Below are 18589 nucleotides of genomic sequence, written 5' to 3'. Positions count from 1 at the left end.
GCGCAGCGTGCCCACCATCGCGAGCACAGCATGAAATGGTGGGCACGCTTCGCTTTGCCCACCCTACGGCTCCATCATCGTTATTGCGAGGAGCGACAGCGACGAAGCAATCCATCTCTCCACACGTGGTGAGATGGATTGCTTCGCTTCGCTCGCAATGACGGGAAGTTACAAATCCACGACGACGTAGTCGCTTTCCACCGAGACTGCGATCGTCTCCGCGACGTACGGGCCCTTCACCACGTTCGTGCCCGGCTCGACCTTGACCGGATAGGCCCGCGCCCGGAAGCGCTTGGGGTCGCAGTAGGACTGGCCGGTGCGGATGTCGAATTCCCAGCCGTGCCAGGGACAGCGGATGATCTCGCCGAGCTTCGTGTATTCGATCTCGCCGGGATCGGACGATTGCGCGAGCCCGATCAGCGGTCCCTCGCACAGCGAGGCACCCTGATGCGGGCAGCGGTTCAGAAGGCCGAAGAACTCGCCCTTGACGTTGAAGACCGCGATGGGCCGGCCGTCGATCTCCAGGAACTTCCTCGTGCCCGGCGGCAGTTCGTTCACCGGGGCAACCACATGCCTCGCCATCAAGAAAGTCCGTACAGCTTGCGCGCATTGTCGAGATAGAACGCCTGCTTGTTGGCGTCGCTGACGCCGGCCGGCAGCACGCGCGAGGGCTCGTCATAGTCCCAATGCGGATAATCGGTCGCGAACAACAGCCTGTCCCAGCCGATCCATTCGATGGTCTGGAACAGATGCTCGCGCCGCTCCGGATCCTCCATCGGCTGCGTGGTCCACCAGATGTGGTCGCGGATATAGTCCGACGGCTTGCGCCTCAGATGCGGCACCTCGGCATGCAGGCGCTCGAACACCTTGTCGAGCCGCCAGGCCAGCGACGGCGCCCAGCCGAAGCCGGCCTCGACCATCACCATCTTCAGTTTCGGAAAGCGCTCGAACACGCCTTCCAGCACGAGGCTCGCCAGCGCGGTCTGCTGGCACTGCGAATGGCCGACCATCTCCTCGATGTAGAAGCTCGGCCAGCCCGAGGCAGTGATCGGATTGCCGCCGAAGCCGAAGGCGTGCACGCCGACCGGAAGCCCGGCTTCCTCCGCCGCCTCATAGATCGGCCAATAGCGGCGCTGGCCGAGCGGCTCGACATTGCGGCTGAGCAGCAGCACCTGCACGAAGTTCTTGTCCCCTGCGCGCTTGCGGATCTCCGCGGCCGCAGCCTGCCCGTCCTCATTGGCAACGACGACTGAGCCCTTGAGGCGCTGGTCCTTGCTGGTCCATTTCTCGATTTGCCAGTCGTTGATCGCGGAACAGATCGCCGCCGCCAGATCCTGATTGCGGATGCCCTGCCCGGTGTTGAGCGGATTGAGCACGCCGAGCACAACATTGTTCGGATCAAGATGCTGTTGCTGCATGAAGGAAAGCGAAGAGCCCTGTGGACCGCCCTCCGGCGGATAGGCGTCGCGACGCGACGCATTCGGCTGCGCCTTGGGATAGGGCGGACCACCCATCATGCCCTGATAGGCGTGGACGCCGAAGGTTTCGAGATGTGCGTGCCAGCGCTTGGCGAGAAATGGATAGAGCTCGGTCTGGGTGACGCGCGCCGGATGGATGTCGCAATCGGCGATCGCGGTCTTGATGCCGGCAGAGCCAGCCTCCGGACGTTCACGAATCTGGATATTCATGGCGCCACCTCTTTCACCGATTGCTTCAAGCGCGTGTAGGTTGCGAGCGGATTGTCGATCGTGACCTTACGGACCAGGTCGGGCGAAATCCCTTTCGGCAGCGCCTCGTCGCCGTCGAATTGCCAGTGCGGATAGTCAGTCGAGAATAGGAGCAATTCGTCCGACTGCATATGATCGAACAGGCGGTTCAGCGTCTCGCCGTCCGGCGGTGCGTCGACCGGCTGCAGCGAGAAGCGGATGTTGCTGCGCACAATCTCCAATGGCGCGCGGTCGACCCACGGCGTCTCCATGCGGACGCCGCGCCAGAACTTGTGCAAGCGCCAGAGATAGGGCGGCAACCAGGTGAAGCCGCTTTCCAGCATCACCATTCTCAAATTCGGGTGGCGGGCGAACACGCCCTCGATGATCAGGCTGGTGAGTTGCGTCTGGAACGCCTGCGCCTGCGCGACATAGTCCTCGATGTGATACGAGCCCCAGCCGACCGAGGTCGGCGGGTTGTGATAGGCGCTGCCGGCATGCACGCCGATCGGCAGGCCCAACCGCTCCGCCGCGGCATAGATCGGCCAGTAGTGCCGCTTGCCGAGCGGCATGTCCCCCATGACCAGCATCAGCACCTGGACGAAGCGCGGATCTTGCGCGCAGCGCTCGATCTCCTTCACGGATTTCTCGATGCTTTGCACGGGGATCACGATCGAGCCGCGCAGCCGATCGTCCTTGTCGAGCCATTCCCTGGCGAGCCAATCGTTCAGCGCGCGGCAGAAGGCATCAGCCATGTCCTCGCTGAACACCATCTGCACGCCATAGAGCGGATTGCAGATGCCATAGGCGACAGCGAATTTGTCGAGCGCCTGGCGCTGCATGTTGGCGAGATCGGAGCCCGGCCTGCCCTGCGCCGGCCGCCAATCCGGCCGCGCCGAGATCGGCGAATTGACCGGATAGGATTGCGACAGCAGATCGGTCATGCCGCGCGTCGTCACCTGGTCGCGCCAGTAGTCGTTCATGTACGGCAACAGGCTGGTCAGATGAGGCACGGCGGGATGCAGATCGCAATCCACGCCACCCGCGATCGGCGACGTCATGACGTTTCCTCGTGTAAGCGCGTGCGCCGCGCCCGTTCATTGCTCTGCATTCAAGCAGGCCTGCCCTTGGCCCGCAACTCGGCAGGAGCCAAACTGGTGTGCTAGGAAGTCAGGACGCCCCGGAGAATTTTCATGGCAAACAACAAGAGAGGCGGCCGATGAAGGAGCTGGTGTCCATTGCAGAAAAGATTGCAGCGAGGCTGATCGAGCGGAAGCAGACGATTGCAGTGGCGGAATCCTCGGCCGGCGGCCTGATCTCAGCGGCGCTGCTCGCCGTGCCCGGCGCTTCCGCCTATTTCATCGGCGGCGGCGTGATCTACACCCGCGATGCACGGCGCGTGCTGATGGACATTCCGAACGAGACGATGAAGGGCATCCGCTCCGCATCGGAACCTTACGCGAAATTGCTCGCGAGCCAGATCCGCGCGCGCCTTGCGACTGACTGGGGCCTGTCTGAAACCGGCGCAGCGGGACCAGCCGGCAACCGCTATGGCGACGCGGCAGGCCATAGCTGCATGGCGGTGGCGGGACCTGTGGAGACGGTGATCACGATCGAGACCGCGAGCGGCGACCGGCAAGCCAACATGCAGGCGTTTGCGAAGGCGGCGCTGAGTTTGCTGTTGGAGAATTTGTCGCGGTAACGGGGCGTGTGTGGCCGCGCCGGTGGCCTCGTGGTTCGAGACGCCGCTTCGCGGCTCCTCACCATGAGGGTCAGGCCTGTCCCATCCTTCAGGACCATCCCCTCATCCTGAGGAGCCGCGCAAGCGGCGTCTAAGGATGAGGTCCCGCTGCGCAACTATTACTTCTCCCGGAATGAGCGCATGAACTGGTCGCTCAGGGGCTTCATCAGATAAGACAGCATGGTGCGGTCTCCGGTCTGAACAAAAGCTTCGACCGGCATGCCAGGGATGATCTTGACGTCGCCGAGGCGCTTGATCTCGTCCGACGGCATCGAGACGCGGATGGTGTAGAAGCTCTGCCCCGTGCGCTGGTCGGTGGTGACGTCGGCCGAAACGCGGGTGACGACGCCGCTGATCTCCGGCGTAGTGCGCTGATTGAAGGCCGACAGGCGCAGAAGCGTCTTCTGGCCGATCTGCAGCTTGTCGATATCCTGCGGATTGACCTTGGCCTCCGCCGAGAGAGCATCAGCCTGCGGCACGATCATCATGATGGCATCGCCCGCGGTGATCACGCCGCCGACGGTGTGCACCGTCGACTGCAGCACCATGCCGTCCTGCGGTGCGCGGATATCGATGCGGCGGAGCTGGTCTTCGGCGGTCACCTTGCGCTCCACGAATTCGCCGATCTTGTCGTTGGTCTCGCGCAGATCCTTGGAGACCTCGGCCAGCATGTCCTTGTCGACCTGGATGATCTGCAGCTCGGTCTCGGTGATCTTGCCCTTGGCCTGCGCGCGGGCAGCGATGTATTGCGCACGCTCGCCGGCAAGCCGCGCGGCGTCGCGCTCGAGCGTGGTCAGCCGCGTGAGCTGCACGAGATGCTGGTCAAACAGCTGCCGGACGCCGACCAGCTCCTTCTGCACCAGCTCGATCTCCTTGTCCTTGGCAGCCTCCTGCGCCTTCAGACCCTCGATCTCCTCGTTGAGCTGGGTGACGCGCTCGCGCAGTTGCGCCTTCTGGCCGATGCGGCCGTTGACGCGGACCTCGAACAGCTTGGTTTCGCTCGCCAGGACTTCGCGGACGTCGGGATCCTCGGCGCGGTCGGCCAGGGCTTTCGGAAAGGCGATCTTGTCGCGGCCCTGTTGCTCGGCCTCCAGACGCGCCGCGCGCGCATAGAGCCCGTTGAGCGTCTTGACCACGATCGCAAGACTGGCTTTCACCACCGTCTCGTCCAGCCGCACCACGATATCGCCGGTCTTGACGAGATCGCCGTCGCGCACGCGGACTTCGCCGACCACGCCGCCGGTCGGGTGCTGCACCTTCTTGACGTTGGAATCGACCACAACCGAACCCGGCGCAATCAAGGCACCCGAGATCGGCACGGTAGAGGCCCAGCCGCCGAAGCCGCCCGCCACCACCAGCACGACGACGAGGCCCACGATCAGATGCAGCCGGATCGAGCGTCGCGCCCCGCGCAATTCTTCGCTCATGATTTGCCTCCCGCCTCGGAGACGATCTTGATCGGCGGCGCCGGCGCGACGCGCGGCTGCAGCACCTGCGCCAGCACGGTTTCCTTCGGGCCAAAGGCCTGCATGCGGCCTTCCTTCAGCACCAGGATCTGGTCGACACCTTCGATCCCGATCGGCCGGTGCGCCACCACCACCACAATGGCGCCGCGCTCGCGCGCCGAGCGCACCGCCCGCGTCAGCGCCTCGTCGCCTTCGCTATCGAGATTGGAGTTCGGCTCGTCCAGCACGATCAGGAACGGATCGCCATAGAGCGCGCGCGCCAGCGCGATCCGCTGCGCCTGGCCGGCCGACAGCGCCGTGCCGTGCTCGCCGACTTGCGTGTCGTAGCCCTCGCGCATCTTGATGATCATCTCGTGCACGCCGGCCTCCTTGGCGGCGGCGATGATGTCGTCCGACTTCGCCTCGGAATCGAAGCGACAGATGTTCTGCGCCACCGTGCCCGCGAACAGTTCGACGTCCTGCGGCAGATAGCCGACGTAGCGGCCCAGCACGTCCGGCGACCATTGGTCGAGCGCGGCGCCATCGAGCCGCACCTTGCCGCGAAACGGCATCCAGACGCCGACCAGCGCGCGCACCAGCGATGACTTGCCTGAGCCGCTGGGACCGATGATGCCGACGCCACTGCCGGCTTCGAGCGCGAACGCCACTTCGGCCACGATCACCCGCTGGTCGCCCGGTGCCGCAAGCGAGACGGCCTCGACCGACAGCCGTTTGGTCGGCGCCTGCAGCAAGGTCTGAGTGCCGGCCGGCGGCATCTGCTGCAGCAGGCGGCTGAGCCGTTGCCAGCTCTGCCGCGCGGCGACAAACGCCTTCCAATGCGCGATCGCGAGATCGATCGGCGCCAGCGCGCGGGCGCTGAGGATGGAACCCGCGATGATGATGCCCCCGGTCGCCTCCTGGAAGATGACGAGATAAGCGCCGACCGCGAGCACCGCGGACTGCAGCATCATGCGCAATACCTTGGCGACCGCGCCGAGGCCGCCGGCGACGTCGCTCGCGCGCTGGTTGCCCGCGAGATAATTCTCATTGGCCTCGCTCCAGCGCCGCTGCAGCCGGCCGGACATGCCCATCGCAACCAGCACTTCGGCATTGCGGCGGCTCGCCGCGGCGAGATCATTGCGACGGGCGGCGAGCGTCATCGCCTCCTTGGCAGGTCTGCGCGACATGAATTCGGTGACCAGCGTCAGCGTGATCAGGATGATCGCGCCGACCAGCGCGGTGACGCCGAGCAGCCAGTGGAAGGCGAAGCAGATCGCCATATAGAGCGGCAGCCACGGCAGGTCGAAGAACGCGCCCGGCCCCTGGCTGCCGAGAAACGATCTGACATTGTCGAGATCGCGCAATGGCTGCAGGCCTTCGGTGCGATTGCCCATCAGCAGCGGCAGGCGCACGATGGTGTCGAACACACGCGCGTTGATCGCCTCGTCCAGCGAGGTGCCGATCCGCCCCAGGATCCGTCCGCGCAGCAGATCAAGCATCCCCTGCGCGATGTAAAGCCCGGCAGCGAGCACGACCAGGCCGACCAGGGTCGGCACGCTCCGGCTCGGCAGCACGCGGTCGTAGACCTCCAGCATGAAGATCGAGCCGGTCAGATAGAGGACGTTGATCACGCAGCTCATCAGGCCGACGCCGATGAAGGCGGCGCGGCACGCGCGCAGCGCATCGCCGAGTTCGGAACGCCGGACGCCGGGAGCGGCTGCCATGAATGCTTATCTCTGCAAAAAGGGTCAAGTATTGACCACGTTTTACCGATGTTTGTGGCCAGCGTCTATTTATGTCGCGGCAGGCGCATTCTGGTTGCGTTAATTTCGGCACAGTTCCGCACCGCGCAACCGTCCAGGAAGGTTAATGACGGCCCGGCTTCGTAGCCCGGGTGGAGCGGACGCGCAACCCGGGACAACTGCGTCGGCGTTGGCGAGTGGTCCCCGGGTTACGCTAGCGCTTCACCCGGGCTACGGAGAGAGACTTCGGCGAGCACGCAGCGCGCGATGCGGTCCGGCGCCACCTGTACGGCGGGCGGCAACTGCTCGGAGCAGCGCGGCTGGGCCAGGCTGCAGCGCGGCGCGAAGGAGCAACTGGTCGGCGCGCGGTCGAGCGAGGGCGGCGTGCCCGGAATCGTCTCCAGCCGCTCCCCGCGCTTGGCGCCATGGATGGTCGAGGCCAACAGGCCCTTGGCGTAGGGGTGGACCGGGGAACGCACGATGCCGCGAAGACTGCCCTGCTCGACGATCTGCCCGGCATACATGACCGCGACGCGGTCGCAGATCTCGATCGCGACCCCGATGTCGTGGGTCACGAAGATCACGGACATGCCGAATTCGCGCTGCAATTCGCGCAGCAGCAGCAGGATCTGGATCTGCACGGTGGCATCGAGCGCGGTGGTCGGCTCGTCCGCGAGCAGGATCTTCGGCTTGCAGGCGAGCGCGAGCGCGATCATCGCGCGCTGGCGCATGCCGCCGGACATCTCGTGCGGATAGGAGTCGAGCCGGCGCTTGGCGGAGGGAATGCGCACCACCTCCAGCATCTCGAGCGCACGCGCCGTCGCCTCGCGCTCGCTCTTGCCCTCATGCCGCATCACGGTTTCCGCGATCTGGCGGCCGATGGTGTAGACCGGATCAAGCGCAAGCGCCGGCTCCTGGAAGATCATCGAGACGGTCTGGCCGCGAAAATTCGACAGCGCCTCGTCGTCCATCCCGAGCACGTCCTGTCCCAGCACCTTGACGCTGCCCGAAATCTGCGTCCGCTTCTTCGGCAACAGCCGCATCAGCGCCCGCAGCGTGACGCTCTTGCCGGAGCCGGACTCGCCGAGCAGGCCGAGCACCTCGCCCTCACCGAGCGAGAGGCTCAGATCATTGACGGCGTGCACCGTGCGTTCGCCGGTGAAGCGGATGTTGAGATTCCGGACTTCGACAAGACTGGTCATGCGAGCTTCGGCACCTTGGCGTGGAAATCGGTGGCCCGCTGGAACGCCGCGCCGATGCGAAGCAGCGTGGCTTCCTCGAAGGAGCGGCCGATCAGTTGCATGCCGACCGGGAGCCCCGTGCGGGTGAAGCCCGAGGGGATCGCCAGCGACGGCAGGCCGAGATAGTTGACCGGGCGGGTGAAGCGCGTCAGCCGCTGGATCACCGCTTCGGCGCCAGGGCCGTTGCCGACATCGCTCTCGGCGATGGTGGGCGCAGGCACCGGCGCTGCCGGCGCGATCACCGCATCCACGCCGGCGACCGCGGCATTATAGGCGGCGAGCGCCGGACCGCGCCAGCGCATCGCCTCGAGATAGCTGACGGCGGGAACTGCGAGCCCGTTCTGCAGCCGCATCAACACCTGCGCGCCGTAATCCTGCGGACGCTCGATCATCCAGCGCTTGTGGAAGGCGGCCGCCTCGGCGGCAAGCACGAGCTGGGATGCCGAACTGAGCTGGCGCTGGTCGGGCAACTCGACCTTCATGACTTCCGCGCCCTCCCGCTTGAGAACGGCGATGGTCTCGTCGAGGATGCGCGCCACCTCGGAATCGAGATCGTCGATATAGAAGGCGGTGGGCACGCCGATCTTGAGGCCTTTCAGCGAGCCCTTGGTGGCTTCCAGATAGTCCGGCACCGGCAAGGTCGAGGCGGTCGGATCCTCGGGGTCGCTACCCGCCATCAGGCCGAGCAGCAGCGCGCAATCCTCAGCCGTTTGCGCCAAGGGGCCGACGGTGTCGAGCGATTGCGACAGCGGCATTGCGCCGGCGCGGCTGACGCGCCCGACGGTCGTCTTCAGTCCGGTGACGCCGCAGAAATGCGCGGGCATGCGGACCGACCCGCCGGTGTCCGATCCCAGCGCCGCGGAGGTCAACCTTGCTGCGACCGCCGAGCCGGAGCCGGAGGAGGAGCCGCCGGTGATGTGAGCTACGTTCCAGGGATTACGGACGGGGCCGTAATGCACATTGTGGCCGGTCGGGCCGTAGGCGAACTCGACCATCTGCAGCGAGCCGAGCCGGATGGTGCCGGCATCCTTCAATCGCTGCAGCGCGGTCGCCGTGGTCTTGGCGACAAAGTCGCGGCGGATCAGCGAGCCGCAGGTCACGACCTTGCCGGCCTCGTAATACATGTCCTTGTGCGCGAGCGGCACGCCGTGCAGCACGCCGCGGCTCTTGCCCTTCGCGAGTTCCGCATCCGCTTCATCGGCGGCGGCGAGCGCCTGTTCGGATTCGATCGCCATAAAGGCGTTGAGCTTGGGCTGCCACTCCGCGATGCGGTGCAGCAAGGCTCGGGTCACCTCGCGCGAGGAGACTTTCTTGTCGGCGATCGCTTTCGCGACCGCGGTCAGCGACATCAAGGCGAGTTCGCTGCTCATTTCGACACCTTCGCGGTCTGCGCGAGCAGGAAGCTCGTGGGCTCGAGATCGAACGGCAGCGTACCGGCGACCGGCGCGAAGCCGGCGAAGGCCGGGCTGATCGAATTGGAAATGCGCGCGGCAGCTTCGCCGTCGATGGGCACGCCCGCGACGTCGGCCATCGCCGTAGCTTCCTTCGGACTGGGTTTCGTCATGCCGCCTCTTCCTCCCTTGCCGGTGCGCGGCTGTGCCCCGAGCCCGGAATAGCCATGTAGCACGCCGCCTGATGACCCGTACTATCGAGCGTGGTCAGTTGTGGAGTGGCTTTTGCGCAGAGCGGCTTTGCAAACGGGCAGCGGGTGTGAAACCGGCAGCCCGGCGGCGGATCGATCGGGTTCGGCGGATCGCCCGAGATCGGCGGCACCTCGGTCCGCTTGTCCGGATCGGAGGATGGCATCGCAGCCAGCAGTGCGCGCGTATAGGGATGCGCGGGCTGGTCCCAGACCTTGTCGACCGGGCCGAGCTCGACGACTTCGCCGAGATACATCACCAGCACACGGTCGGAGATGTAGCGGACGACATTGAGGTCGTGGCTGATGAAGAGATAGGTCAGGCCGAACTCGCGCTTCAAATCCGCGAGCAGGTTGAGCACCTGCGCCTCGACCGATTTGTCGAGTGCGGAAACGGCTTCATCCAGGATCACGAGCCGTGGCGACAGCGCGAGCGCACGCGCGATGTTGACGCGCTGGCGTTGGCCGCCGGAGATTTCGTGCGGATAGCGGTTGGCGAAGTTTTCCGGCCGCAGACCCACCTTGCCGAGCAGCTCGCGCGCCAGCGCGCGGGCGGCGCTATCTGCCATGCCGTGCACCTTCGGACCGAAGGCGATGGATTCCTCGATGGTGAGACGCGGATTGAGCGAGGCGTAGCTGTCCTGGAACACCATCTGCATGCCCCGGCGCAATTCGCGCAGCGACAGCGCGCGGCCGACCTGCATGCCGTCATAGATGATCTCGCCGGAATCGCGCTTCATCAGGTGCATCAGCAGCCGCGCCGTGGTCGACTTGCCGCAACCGGACTCGCCGACAATGCCGACGGTCTCGCCCTTGGCGATTGCGAAGGAAACGTTATCGACGGCCCGCACGGTCTTGCGCGCGCTGAACAATTCGCCGCGCACCGGGAAGTGCTTGGTCAGGCCTTTCACCTGAAGCAATGGCTGCGCGGCGCCACCGACGTCCTCGATCGGGGTGAGCATGTCGATTGGGTTACTCATGCGGGGCCTCCAGGTTCACCTCTCCCCACCGGGGAGAGGTGGGGACCGCTGCGGAGATAGCTGTAGTCGATCTCATCGCTTTAGTTCCTGATGTCCATGGCGCTGCGCATGCCGTCGCTCAGCAGGTTGAAGCAGATCGAGACGGCGAAGATCATCACGCCCGGCAGCGCCGCGACCCACGGATTGACGTAGATCGCGGTGCGCAGCGTGTTCAGCATCAGGCCCCATTCCGGCTCCGGCGGCTTGGTGCCGAGGCCGAGGAAGGACAGGCCGGCGGCGAGGATCATCGACACCGAGATCAGGCCGGTGGCGTAGACGAAGATCGGGCCCAGCACATTGCCGAGCATGTGCACGCGCATGATGGTGAGCGGACCGGCACCGGAGGCGCGCGCGGCCTCGACGAAATCCATGTTGCGCACGCCGGTGGTGACGCTTTCGGCAACGCGGGTGATCTGCGGCACGAACACGACGGTGAGCGACACGATGGAGTTGACGATGCCGGCGCCGAGCGCGCCGGAGATCGCGATCGCCAGCAGCACCGAGGGGAAGGCGTAGAACACGTCGATGGTGCGCATGATCGCGGTATTGAGCTTGCCGCCGACGTAACCCGCGACCAGCCCGAGGCCGGTGCCGATCACGAAGGCCAAGATCACCGGCAGGATGCCGATGATCAGCGATAGCCGGCCGCCATAGACGAGACGTGACAGCATATCGCGGCCGAGTTCGTCGGTGCCGAGCAGATAGCCTGGCGTACCGATATGGCGCAGGCGGCGGATCATCGAGCCCTGGTACGGATCGGCGAGCCCGAGCCATGGCGCGAACAGTGCCGCTGCAAAGATCAGGATCAGAATGAGCGCGCAGGCCATGCTGACCTTGTCGCGCATGATGCGGCGGCCGACGGTGGCCCAATAGCCGCGTGCCTTGGTTACGGGCGCAGCTTGCAGTGCAAGATCGGTGATCGTGCTCATCGCGCTAGCCTCGCTTGATCCGCGGGTCGATCGCGGCCTGCGCGATGTCGACCAGGAGGTTGAGCAGCACGAAGAACAGCGCCAGCACCAGGATCGTGCCCTGCAGCAGCGGCAGATCGCGCTGGAAGATCGCGGAGTTGAGCAGCAGTCCCGAGCCCGGCCAGGAGAACACGGTCTCGATCAGGATCGAGCCGCCGAGCATGTAGCCGAGCTGCAATCCCATCACCGCGAGGGCGGTGGGCGCCGCGTTCTTGATGACGTGGCGGAACACGTTGGTCTCGCGCAGGCCCTTGGCGCGCAAGGCCTCGACGAAATCCTGCGACAGGATATCACCGGTCAGCGCGCGCACCGTGCGGGTGACGATGCCCATCGGGATCACCGAGCTCGTGACCGCAGGCAGAATCAGGTAGCGCAAATGATCCCAGTCCCACGCCCACGCACCGGAGCCGCCAGGACCAGCGCCGACCGCGGGCAGCCAGTTGAGCTGCACCGAGAAGATGATCACCAGCACCATGCCGAGCCAGTAATGCGGCACCGAGACGCCGGCGATCGCAAACGACGTCGCGAGCTTGTCGATCCAGCTATCGCGGAAATAGCCGGCGATCAGCCCGAACAGCAGCCCGAGCGTGAAGCCGATCATCGCCGCAAAGATCGCGAGCGTCACGGTATTGCCGACGGCGCGCATCACTTCCGACAGCACGGGCCGGCCGGTCGCGATGGAACTGCCGAGATCACCGTGCACAGCGCGCCATAGCCACAGCCCGAACTGCACCGGCAACGGACGGTCGAAGCCATAGGCGGTGCGCAATTGCTGCGCCAGCTCCTGCGAGGCGTCGGCCGGCAGCACCGCGACCAGGGGATCGCCGGGCGTGATATGCACGAGCAGGAAACACACCAGCGCGACGCTGATGACGATCGGGATCACATAGACGATGCGTCTGGCGATATAGGTAAACACGGGTCACTCGCTTCTTCCCTTCTCCCCTTGTGGGAGAAGGTGGCGCGCATGCAATGCGCGCCGGATGAGGGGTTCTGTCCGCGGATACTGAAGCAATCGAAGGAAACAGGCGTGTCCGCGGAGACAGACCCCTCACCCGGCTTCGCGTTCGCGAAGCCACCCTCTCCCACAAGGGGAGAGGGTGATTGGCGACTACGTTCTCAACTTCACTGCGTCATCGAGACCGGCGAGAAATCGACGAACCAGCTCTTCGGCTGCACGAAACCCTTGACCTTCGGGCTCATCGCGCGCGGCGCGACGTCGTGGGCGACGTAAAGGAACGCCGCATCATCGACGGAGGCCGCATGCAGCTCGGCAAGCGCCGCATCGCGCGCGGCGGGATCGAAGCTCTGGCGCGCCTTGGTCACGAGTTCATCGAACTTGGGGTTATTGATATAGCCCCAATTGTTCGACACCGGCGGCGCCATCGACGATTGCAGGAAGCGCACCAGCGCGAAGAACGGGTCCATCGCCGCATAGGTGACGTTGGTGGCGTTGGAGCCATTGGCGGTCGGGTCCTTGGCACCGCGCCGCCAATTGGTGAACAGCGTGTTCCATTCGATCACGTCGAGCTGTACGTCGAAATAGCATTCGGCGAGCGCCTGCTGCAGGTATTCGTTCATCGGCAATGGCAGCATCTGGCCAGAACCTGAAGCAGAGGTCTGGATCTTCACCGTCAGCTTCTTGTTCGGACCGTAGCCTGCTTCCTGCATCAGCTTCTGCGCGGCAGACTTGTCATACTTGATCTGGAAGGTCGGATTGCCGCGCCAGGGATGGCCCGGCTCGAAGGTGCCGGTCGCAGGCACCATCAACCCGGCAAGCAGGCCGTCGCGCAGACCTTCACGATCGACACAGAGATTGGCGGCCTTGCGGACGCGAATGTCGTTCCACGGCGAGCCCTCGATGCGGGAGAACTGCCAGGGCCAGACATGCGGCTCTTCATTGCTGTAGAGCACGAAGCCCCGCTGCTTGATCTCGGGCAGCGCATCCGGCGCCGGCGCCTCGACCCAGTCGACCTGGCCGGAGAGCAGCGCCGCAGTGCGCGCATTGGCTTCCGGCATCGGCAGCAGCACCATCTTGTCGACCTTCGGAACGCGCGCCTTGTCCCAATAGGCAGCGTTCTTAGCGAGTTCGAGCCGCTCGCGCGGCGTGAATTTCGTCATCTTCCACGGACCGGTCCCGGAGGCGTCCTTGGCGAACGCGGCCCAGGCGGCCTGCGATTTCGCCTTGGCGTCGGCGCCTTCTGAGGTGTCATAGAACTTCTGCCACTTTGCCGGGCTCGCCATGAACAGGTTGGTCAGGTTGATCGGCAGAAAACTGTCCGGCTCCTTGGTGGTGAGTTCGACCGTCATGTCGTCGACCTTGCGGGCCGAGGCCAGCGTCGGCATGCGCGAGGCGGTGACGCCGACCTGGCTCGGATCGAACTGCGGTGCATCCTGCTTGAGCACCTTGTCGACATTCCAGACAACGGCATCGGCATTGAACGGCGAGCCGTCATGGAAGGTGACGCCGGGGCGCAGCTTGAAAATCCACTTCTTCTTGTCGGCATCGTCGACCTTCCACTCGGTCGCAAGGCCGGGGATGACGACGCTCGCCTTGTCTGATGACGACAAGTCCCACATCGTCAGCGCGTCGTACATCGTGAGCCCGGTGAAGCGGTTGCCTTCGAAGCCCTGATCGGGCTGCCCGAGCGTGCGCGGAATATCGGCAGCGGTCATGCCGATGCGCAGCACCGTTTCGGCGCCGGCCGCGCGCGGCAGGCCCGCCAGCGCAATCGCCAGCGCTGCGGCCAGCGCCATCGTTCTGGTTTTCTCAGTACGCATTTCAAAGGTCCCTTCTTCAACTTCGGGTGATTAATTGTTGGGCAATCGTATGCAATGCCTGTGCCAAGGGGAATAGTTCTGCGGGAAATCGCCCCTGGATGCGGCGATTCTTCTCAGTCCATGCTACGAGACGGAAATATGTGCCTATTCTGGCATCAAGCTTGCTTGGTTGGCATCCGGTATTCGGAATACGTCAACGGAGCTTCAGTAACATGCGCACCCGATATTCGATTCTCGTAGCCGCTTTGGCGCTTGCCATCGGCGCAGGCTGGAGCGCCAAGCCGGCGCAAGCCGAATCCGTGGTGCGCTACGGAATCTCGATGGCGGATATCCCGCTCACGACCGGCCAGCCCGATCGCGGCGCCGGTGCCTATCAATTCACCGCCTATACGATCTACGATCCACTCGTCGCCTGGGAGATGGACGTCGCCGACCGGCCGGGAAAGCTGGTGCCGGGCCTCGCCACGGAATGGAAAGTCGACGACAAAGACAAGACCAAGTGGCGCTTCACGCTGCGCAAGGGCGTCAAGTTCCATGACGGCAGCGAGTTCAACGCCGACGCCGTAATCTGGAATCTCGACAAGGTGCTGAACGACAAGGCACCGCAATTCGACAAGCGGCAGAGCGCGCAGGTCAAGACCCGCCTGCCCTCGGTTGCGAGCTATGCCAAGATCGACGATTTCACCGTGGAGATCACGACCAAGACGGTCGACTCTTTCTTCCCCTACCAGATGCTCTGGTTCCTGGTCTCGAGCCCCGCGCAATATGAAAAGCTCGGCAAGGACTGGGACAAGTTCGCCAGCCAGCCCTCCGGCACCGGCCCATTCAAATTGACCAAGCTTGTGCCGCGTGAACTCGCCGAGCTCACCAAGAACGACGACTACTGGAACAAGAAGCGCATTCCGAAGGTCGACAAGATGGTGCTGATCCCGATGCCGGAGGCATTGACCCGCACCAACGCGCTGCTCGCGGGGCAGGTCGACCTGATCGAGACGCCGGCGCCGGACGCCGTGCCGCAGCTCAAGGCTGCCGGCATGAAGATCGTCGACAACGTCACCCCGCATGTCTGGAACTATCATCTGAGCGTATTGCCCGGCTCGCCCTGGACCGACATCCGCCTGCGCAAGGCACTCAACCTCGCGATCGATCGCGACGCGGTCGTCGGACTGATGAACGGATTGGCAAAGCCTGCCAAGGGCCAGGTGGACCCGTCGAGCCCATGGTTCGGCAAGCCGAGCTTCGACATCAAATATGATCTCGCCGCGGCCAAGAAGCTGGTGCAGGAAGCCGGTTACTCCAAGGAGAAACCGCTGAAGACGACCTTCATCATCGCCCAGGGCGGCACCGGACAGATGCTGTCGCTGCCGATGAACGAATTCCTGCAGCAGAGCTTCAAGGAGATCGGCATAGACGTCGACTTCAAGGTGGTCGAGCTCGAGACTCTCTATACACATTGGCGCAAGGGCGCGGCCGATGAGATGAACGCCGGCATCACCGCCAACAACATCGCCTATGTGACCTCGGACCCGCTCTACGCGATCGTACGCTTCTTCCATTCCGGCCAGATCGCGCCCGTCGGCGTCAACTGGGGCGGCTACAAGAACCCGAAGGTCGATGCGCTGATCGACGAGGCCAAGCAGACCTTCGACACCACCAAGCAGGACGAACTATTGGCGCAGGCGCATGCGCTGATCGTCGACGATGCGGTGCTCGTGTGGGTGGTGCACGACACCAACCCGCATGCGCTGTCGCCCAAGGTGAAGACCTTCGTGCAGGCGCAGCACTGGTTTCAGGACCTGACGCAGATCGGGTTGGAGTGAGTCTGCCGTAGATAGCGTTGTCATTCCGGGGCGCGCCTCTCGGCGCGAACCCGGAATCCATCGGACCGCAGGCGATGGCGGAAAAATGGATTCCGGGTTCGATGCTTCGCATCGCCCCGGAATGACGACGGGGAGTCGTAGGGTGGGCAAAGCGCAGCGTGCCCACCATTTCTTGCGGAGTGCGGATGGTGGGCACGCTTCGCTTTGCCCACCCTACAAATCACCGCGTCACTTCGTCAGCAACGCAAACGCGCCGTTCCAATCTTCCGGGGGCGGGCTCTCGAGAAAATGGCGGATGCGGGCTTCGTAGAGATTGTACAGACGCTCCAGCGCATGGCCCTCGTCGGTCTTGCGGCCGCGCTCGATCGCGGCGAGCGCGCCTTGCCAGTCGCGGCAGCGGTAGCAGGCCAGCATCTCGATCGTGAGATTGCGCAGGCGCTGGAAGCGGCCGGACTGCGCGATGTCATCGCGGCCGGCGATCGCGTAGATCACCTCCGGCTCCTTCTTGCCCTTGACCATGATGAAGTCGAGCTCGAGGATCGCGAACTTCTCCTTCGCGGCGAGTGCAGTCTGCGACCCCACGATGATGGGAAAACCGTATTCCTTGGACTGTCCCTCCAAGCGCGAAGCGAGATTGACGCTGTCGCCGAGCACCGAATAGTCGAAGCGCAGGTCGGAGCCCATATTGCCGACCACGCAGACGCCGGTGTTGAGGCCGATGCCGACATTGAGGGGGATGTAGACGTGGCCGCCGGCGTCAGCCTCCTGCTTGCGCAGTCTGTTAAGCTCGTCGATGCGCTCGAGCATGTCGATCGCCGCCTCGCAGGCGTTGATCTCGTGCTCCTTGTCGTCAAGCGGCGCGTTCCAGAACGCCATGATCGCATCGCCCATATATTTGTCGATCGTTCCCTTGCGGGCGAGGATCGCATTGGTGAGCGGCGTCAGGAAGCGGTTCATCAGGGCGGTCAGTCCCTGCGGATCGTGCTTGTAGGATTCCGAGATCGTGGTGAAACCGCGGACGTCGGAGAACATGATGGTCATTTCGCGCTCCTCGCCGCCGAGCACGAGTTTCTCCGGCGATTGCGCGAGCTGTTCGACCAGCGCAGGCGACATGTACTGGGCGAACGCGCCGCGGATCTGCTTCCGCTGCTGCTGCTCGCGAACGAAGCTGGAGAAGATCAGCGTGAGATAGATCGCCGTGGTCGACATCAAGGGATAGGTGAAATCGATCAGCAGGCGGTGCTGCGTGTAGAAATACCAGGAGGTGCCTATCAGCGCGGTCGCGAACACCGCACCTAAGCCGACCAGCGTGATCGGCCCGAACAGCGGGGCGAATGCAATCACGAGCAGGCCGAACACCAGCGCGGTCGCGAACTCGAACGCGATGCCGTAGTTCGGCTGCGACACGCTGGCTCCGCTTAGCGCGCTCTCCAGCACCTGAGCATGAATCTCGACGCCAGGCATCGCGGGCGTGACCGGCGTGGTCTTGATATCGTTCAGCCCGACCGACGAGGTGCCGATCAGGACCAGCTTGCCCTGGATCCTCTCCGCCGGCACCCGCCCGTGCAGCACGTCGACCGCCGAGACGTAGATCGAAGGGTCGGCCTGAGCGAAGTGCACCCAGAGCTGGCCGTTGTGGTCGGTCGGAATCCGCAAGCCGCGGAGCGAGAGGCTCTTGATACCGGCCTTGTCGGTATCGATCAGCACGGTGCCGGAGCCGGTCGCGACCCGCAGCACCTCGAAACTCAGTGACGGCATGGTCGCGCCTTGCGCCAGCATGATCATCGGCACGCGGCGGACGATGCCGTCGCGCTCGGGCCTGATCGTGAACAGGCCGCGGCCGGCGGCGGCCCCTTCCAGCACGGGGACGTTGCGCAGCAGGCCGGGGAAATCGAACATGAACGGCTGCGGCTCCTCGCCCTTCATGGCGAGCGGCGTCAGCGGCAGCGACTTGTCGAATTCGGCGACCACGAACGGCAGGCCGGAGGCGCCCAGCACCACGCGCGACTTGCCCATCGCCTCCGCCAGGATCTGGTCGTTGCTCGGCAGCGCCCGTAGCTTCGCTCTGGTCTCCTCGTCGAGATTGCGGATCGTATCGGCGGCGGCATCCGGATTGAGCCGATCAGGCTCGGAGAACACGATATCGAAGGCGATCACGACCGCACCAAGCTTGGTCAGGTTGGTGACGAGATCGGCGATCAGCGTGCGCGGCCAGGGAAACTGGCCGAGCTCGGACAGGCTCTGTTCGTCGATATCGACGACGGTGACCGGCCTGATCGTCTTGACCCGGGGCTCGACGACCTGGAAACCGTCAAACGTCCTGACCCGAAGTTCCTCGATCGGCGGGGGATCGAGCACCCTGAGCGCGGCAAAGCCGATCAACAGCGCAACGCAGGCGAGCCGCGCGTAGCCGAAGCGCCGCTTGAACCACCTTCGCAATGCCTTCAGCCGCCTCATACCGTCTCGATATCACGCCCGCGTCGATTG

Annotated in this window: 15 protein-coding genes; 2 read left to right on the top strand and 13 right to left on the bottom strand. The window is 64.6% G+C overall.

Annotated features, from left to right (window positions below; all coding sequences use genetic code 11):
* Positions 1 to 168 precede the first annotated feature (168 nt).
* Genes ACZXDY_RS22300 through ACZXDY_RS22290 form a run of 3 tightly spaced genes read right to left on the bottom strand, consistent with a single transcriptional unit; the run spans position 169 to position 2767 of the window.
* Positions 169 to 582 (bottom strand): Rieske (2Fe-2S) protein, encoded by a 414-nt coding sequence (locus ACZXDY_RS22300; RefSeq protein WP_028169034.1) that lies wholly within the window; start codon positions 580 to 582, stop codon positions 169 to 171.
* Positions 582 to 1688 carry an amidohydrolase family protein gene (locus ACZXDY_RS22295; protein ID WP_464346968.1) on the bottom strand — a complete coding sequence of 369 codons (1107 nt, stop codon included), beginning with the start codon at positions 1686 to 1688 and terminating at the stop codon, positions 582 to 584. Before ACZXDY_RS22295 ends, ACZXDY_RS22300 begins: the two co-directional genes overlap by 1 nt.
* Positions 1685 to 2767, bottom strand: a complete 1083-nt coding sequence (locus ACZXDY_RS22290) for an amidohydrolase family protein (RefSeq protein ID WP_464346967.1) — start codon at positions 2765 to 2767, stop codon at positions 1685 to 1687. Before ACZXDY_RS22290 ends, ACZXDY_RS22295 begins: the two co-directional genes overlap by 4 nt.
* A gap of 158 nt (positions 2768 to 2925) precedes the next feature.
* On the opposite strand from ACZXDY_RS22290, the gene ACZXDY_RS22285 reads away from it, so the two are divergent.
* A complete protein-coding gene (locus tag ACZXDY_RS22285) occupies positions 2926 to 3408 on the top strand; it encodes a CinA family protein (protein WP_464346966.1) in 483 nt (160 codons plus the stop codon).
* A gap of 158 nt (positions 3409 to 3566) precedes the next feature.
* On the opposite strand, the gene ACZXDY_RS22280 is transcribed toward ACZXDY_RS22285, so the two are convergent.
* The 9 genes from ACZXDY_RS22280 to ACZXDY_RS22240 form a co-directional block, all read right to left on the bottom strand.
* Positions 3567 to 4874 (bottom strand): HlyD family type I secretion periplasmic adaptor subunit, encoded by a 1308-nt coding sequence (locus ACZXDY_RS22280; protein WP_464346965.1) that lies wholly within the window; start codon positions 4872 to 4874, stop codon positions 3567 to 3569.
* Positions 4871 to 6616 carry a type I secretion system permease/ATPase gene (locus ACZXDY_RS22275; RefSeq protein WP_464346964.1) on the bottom strand — a complete coding sequence of 582 codons (1746 nt, stop codon included), beginning with the start codon at positions 6614 to 6616 and terminating at the stop codon, positions 4871 to 4873. Before ACZXDY_RS22275 ends, ACZXDY_RS22280 begins: the two co-directional genes overlap by 4 nt.
* 227 nt (positions 6617 to 6843) lie before the next feature.
* Positions 6844 to 7836 (bottom strand): ABC transporter ATP-binding protein, encoded by a 993-nt coding sequence (locus tag ACZXDY_RS22270; protein WP_464346963.1) that lies wholly within the window; start codon positions 7834 to 7836, stop codon positions 6844 to 6846.
* A complete protein-coding gene (locus ACZXDY_RS22265; RefSeq protein WP_464346962.1) occupies positions 7833 to 9245 on the bottom strand; it encodes an amidase in 1413 nt (470 codons plus the stop codon). Before ACZXDY_RS22265 ends, ACZXDY_RS22270 begins: the two co-directional genes overlap by 4 nt.
* Positions 9242 to 9439 carry a hypothetical protein gene (locus tag ACZXDY_RS22260; protein ID WP_464346961.1) on the bottom strand — a complete coding sequence of 66 codons (198 nt, stop codon included), beginning with the start codon at positions 9437 to 9439 and terminating at the stop codon, positions 9242 to 9244. Before ACZXDY_RS22260 ends, ACZXDY_RS22265 begins: the two co-directional genes overlap by 4 nt.
* On the bottom strand, positions 9436 to 10494 hold the full coding sequence (locus tag ACZXDY_RS22255) for an ABC transporter ATP-binding protein (protein WP_464346960.1): 1059 nt from the start codon (positions 10492 to 10494) through the stop codon (positions 9436 to 9438). The genes ACZXDY_RS22260 and ACZXDY_RS22255 overlap by 4 nt, the downstream gene beginning before the upstream one ends.
* Before the next feature lie 80 nt (positions 10495 to 10574).
* A complete protein-coding gene (locus tag ACZXDY_RS22250) occupies positions 10575 to 11462 on the bottom strand; it encodes an ABC transporter permease (RefSeq protein ID WP_464346959.1) in 888 nt (295 codons plus the stop codon).
* A 4-nt stretch (positions 11463 to 11466) separates the two neighbouring features.
* Positions 11467 to 12420, bottom strand: a complete 954-nt coding sequence (locus ACZXDY_RS22245) for an ABC transporter permease (RefSeq protein WP_028167796.1) — start codon at positions 12418 to 12420, stop codon at positions 11467 to 11469.
* 206 nt (positions 12421 to 12626) lie between these two features.
* A complete protein-coding gene (locus tag ACZXDY_RS22240; protein WP_464346996.1) occupies positions 12627 to 14258 on the bottom strand; it encodes an ABC transporter substrate-binding protein in 1632 nt (543 codons plus the stop codon).
* 236 nt (positions 14259 to 14494) lie between these two features.
* Between ACZXDY_RS22240 and ACZXDY_RS22235 the strand changes: the two genes are divergently transcribed.
* Positions 14495 to 16102, top strand: a complete 1608-nt coding sequence (locus ACZXDY_RS22235; RefSeq protein ID WP_464346958.1) for an ABC transporter substrate-binding protein — start codon at positions 14495 to 14497, stop codon at positions 16100 to 16102.
* Positions 16103 to 16330: 228 nt separating this feature from the next.
* Here the strand turns inward: ACZXDY_RS22235 and ACZXDY_RS22230 are convergent, their stop codons facing one another.
* Positions 16331 to 18559 (bottom strand): CHASE2 domain-containing protein, encoded by a 2229-nt coding sequence (locus ACZXDY_RS22230; RefSeq protein ID WP_464346957.1) that lies wholly within the window; start codon positions 18557 to 18559, stop codon positions 16331 to 16333.
* Positions 18560 to 18589 lie beyond the last annotated feature (30 nt).

It is taken from the genome of Bradyrhizobium sp. LeoB3 (assembly GCF_055456055.1).
Note: the sequence above shows the minus strand (reverse complement) of the source record. Positions and strands in the feature narration are given on the sequence as shown.

Coding starts and splice junctions, on each gene's coding strand:
- ACZXDY_RS22280 (WP_464346965.1), bottom strand. CDS start 4,874: ATGAGCGAAGAATTGCGCGGGGCGCGACGCTCGATCCGGCTGCATCTG.
- ACZXDY_RS22290 (WP_464346967.1), bottom strand. CDS start 2,767: ATGACGTCGCCGATCGCGGGTGGCGTGGATTGCGATCTGCATCCCGCC.
- ACZXDY_RS22270 (WP_464346963.1), bottom strand. CDS start 7,836: ATGACCAGTCTTGTCGAAGTCCGGAATCTCAACATCCGCTTCACCGGC.
- ACZXDY_RS22295 (WP_464346968.1), bottom strand. CDS start 1,688: ATGAATATCCAGATTCGTGAACGTCCGGAGGCTGGCTCTGCCGGCATC.
- ACZXDY_RS22260 (WP_464346961.1), bottom strand. CDS start 9,439: ATGACGAAACCCAGTCCGAAGGAAGCTACGGCGATGGCCGACGTCGCG.
- ACZXDY_RS22265 (WP_464346962.1), bottom strand. CDS start 9,245: ATGAGCAGCGAACTCGCCTTGATGTCGCTGACCGCGGTCGCGAAAGCG.
- ACZXDY_RS22240 (WP_464346996.1), bottom strand. CDS start 14,258: ATGGCGCTGGCCGCAGCGCTGGCGATTGCGCTGGCGGGCCTGCCGCGC.
- ACZXDY_RS22230 (WP_464346957.1), bottom strand. CDS start 18,559: ATGAGGCGGCTGAAGGCATTGCGAAGGTGGTTCAAGCGGCGCTTCGGC.
- ACZXDY_RS22235 (WP_464346958.1), top strand. CDS start 14,495: ATGCGCACCCGATATTCGATTCTCGTAGCCGCTTTGGCGCTTGCCATC.
- ACZXDY_RS22250 (WP_464346959.1), bottom strand. CDS start 11,462: ATGAGCACGATCACCGATCTTGCACTGCAAGCTGCGCCCGTAACCAAG.
- ACZXDY_RS22285 (WP_464346966.1), top strand. CDS start 2,926: ATGAAGGAGCTGGTGTCCATTGCAGAAAAGATTGCAGCGAGGCTGATC.
- ACZXDY_RS22300 (WP_028169034.1), bottom strand. CDS start 582: ATGGCGAGGCATGTGGTTGCCCCGGTGAACGAACTGCCGCCGGGCACG.
- ACZXDY_RS22275 (WP_464346964.1), bottom strand. CDS start 6,616: ATGGCAGCCGCTCCCGGCGTCCGGCGTTCCGAACTCGGCGATGCGCTG.
- ACZXDY_RS22255 (WP_464346960.1), bottom strand. CDS start 10,494: ATGAGTAACCCAATCGACATGCTCACCCCGATCGAGGACGTCGGTGGC.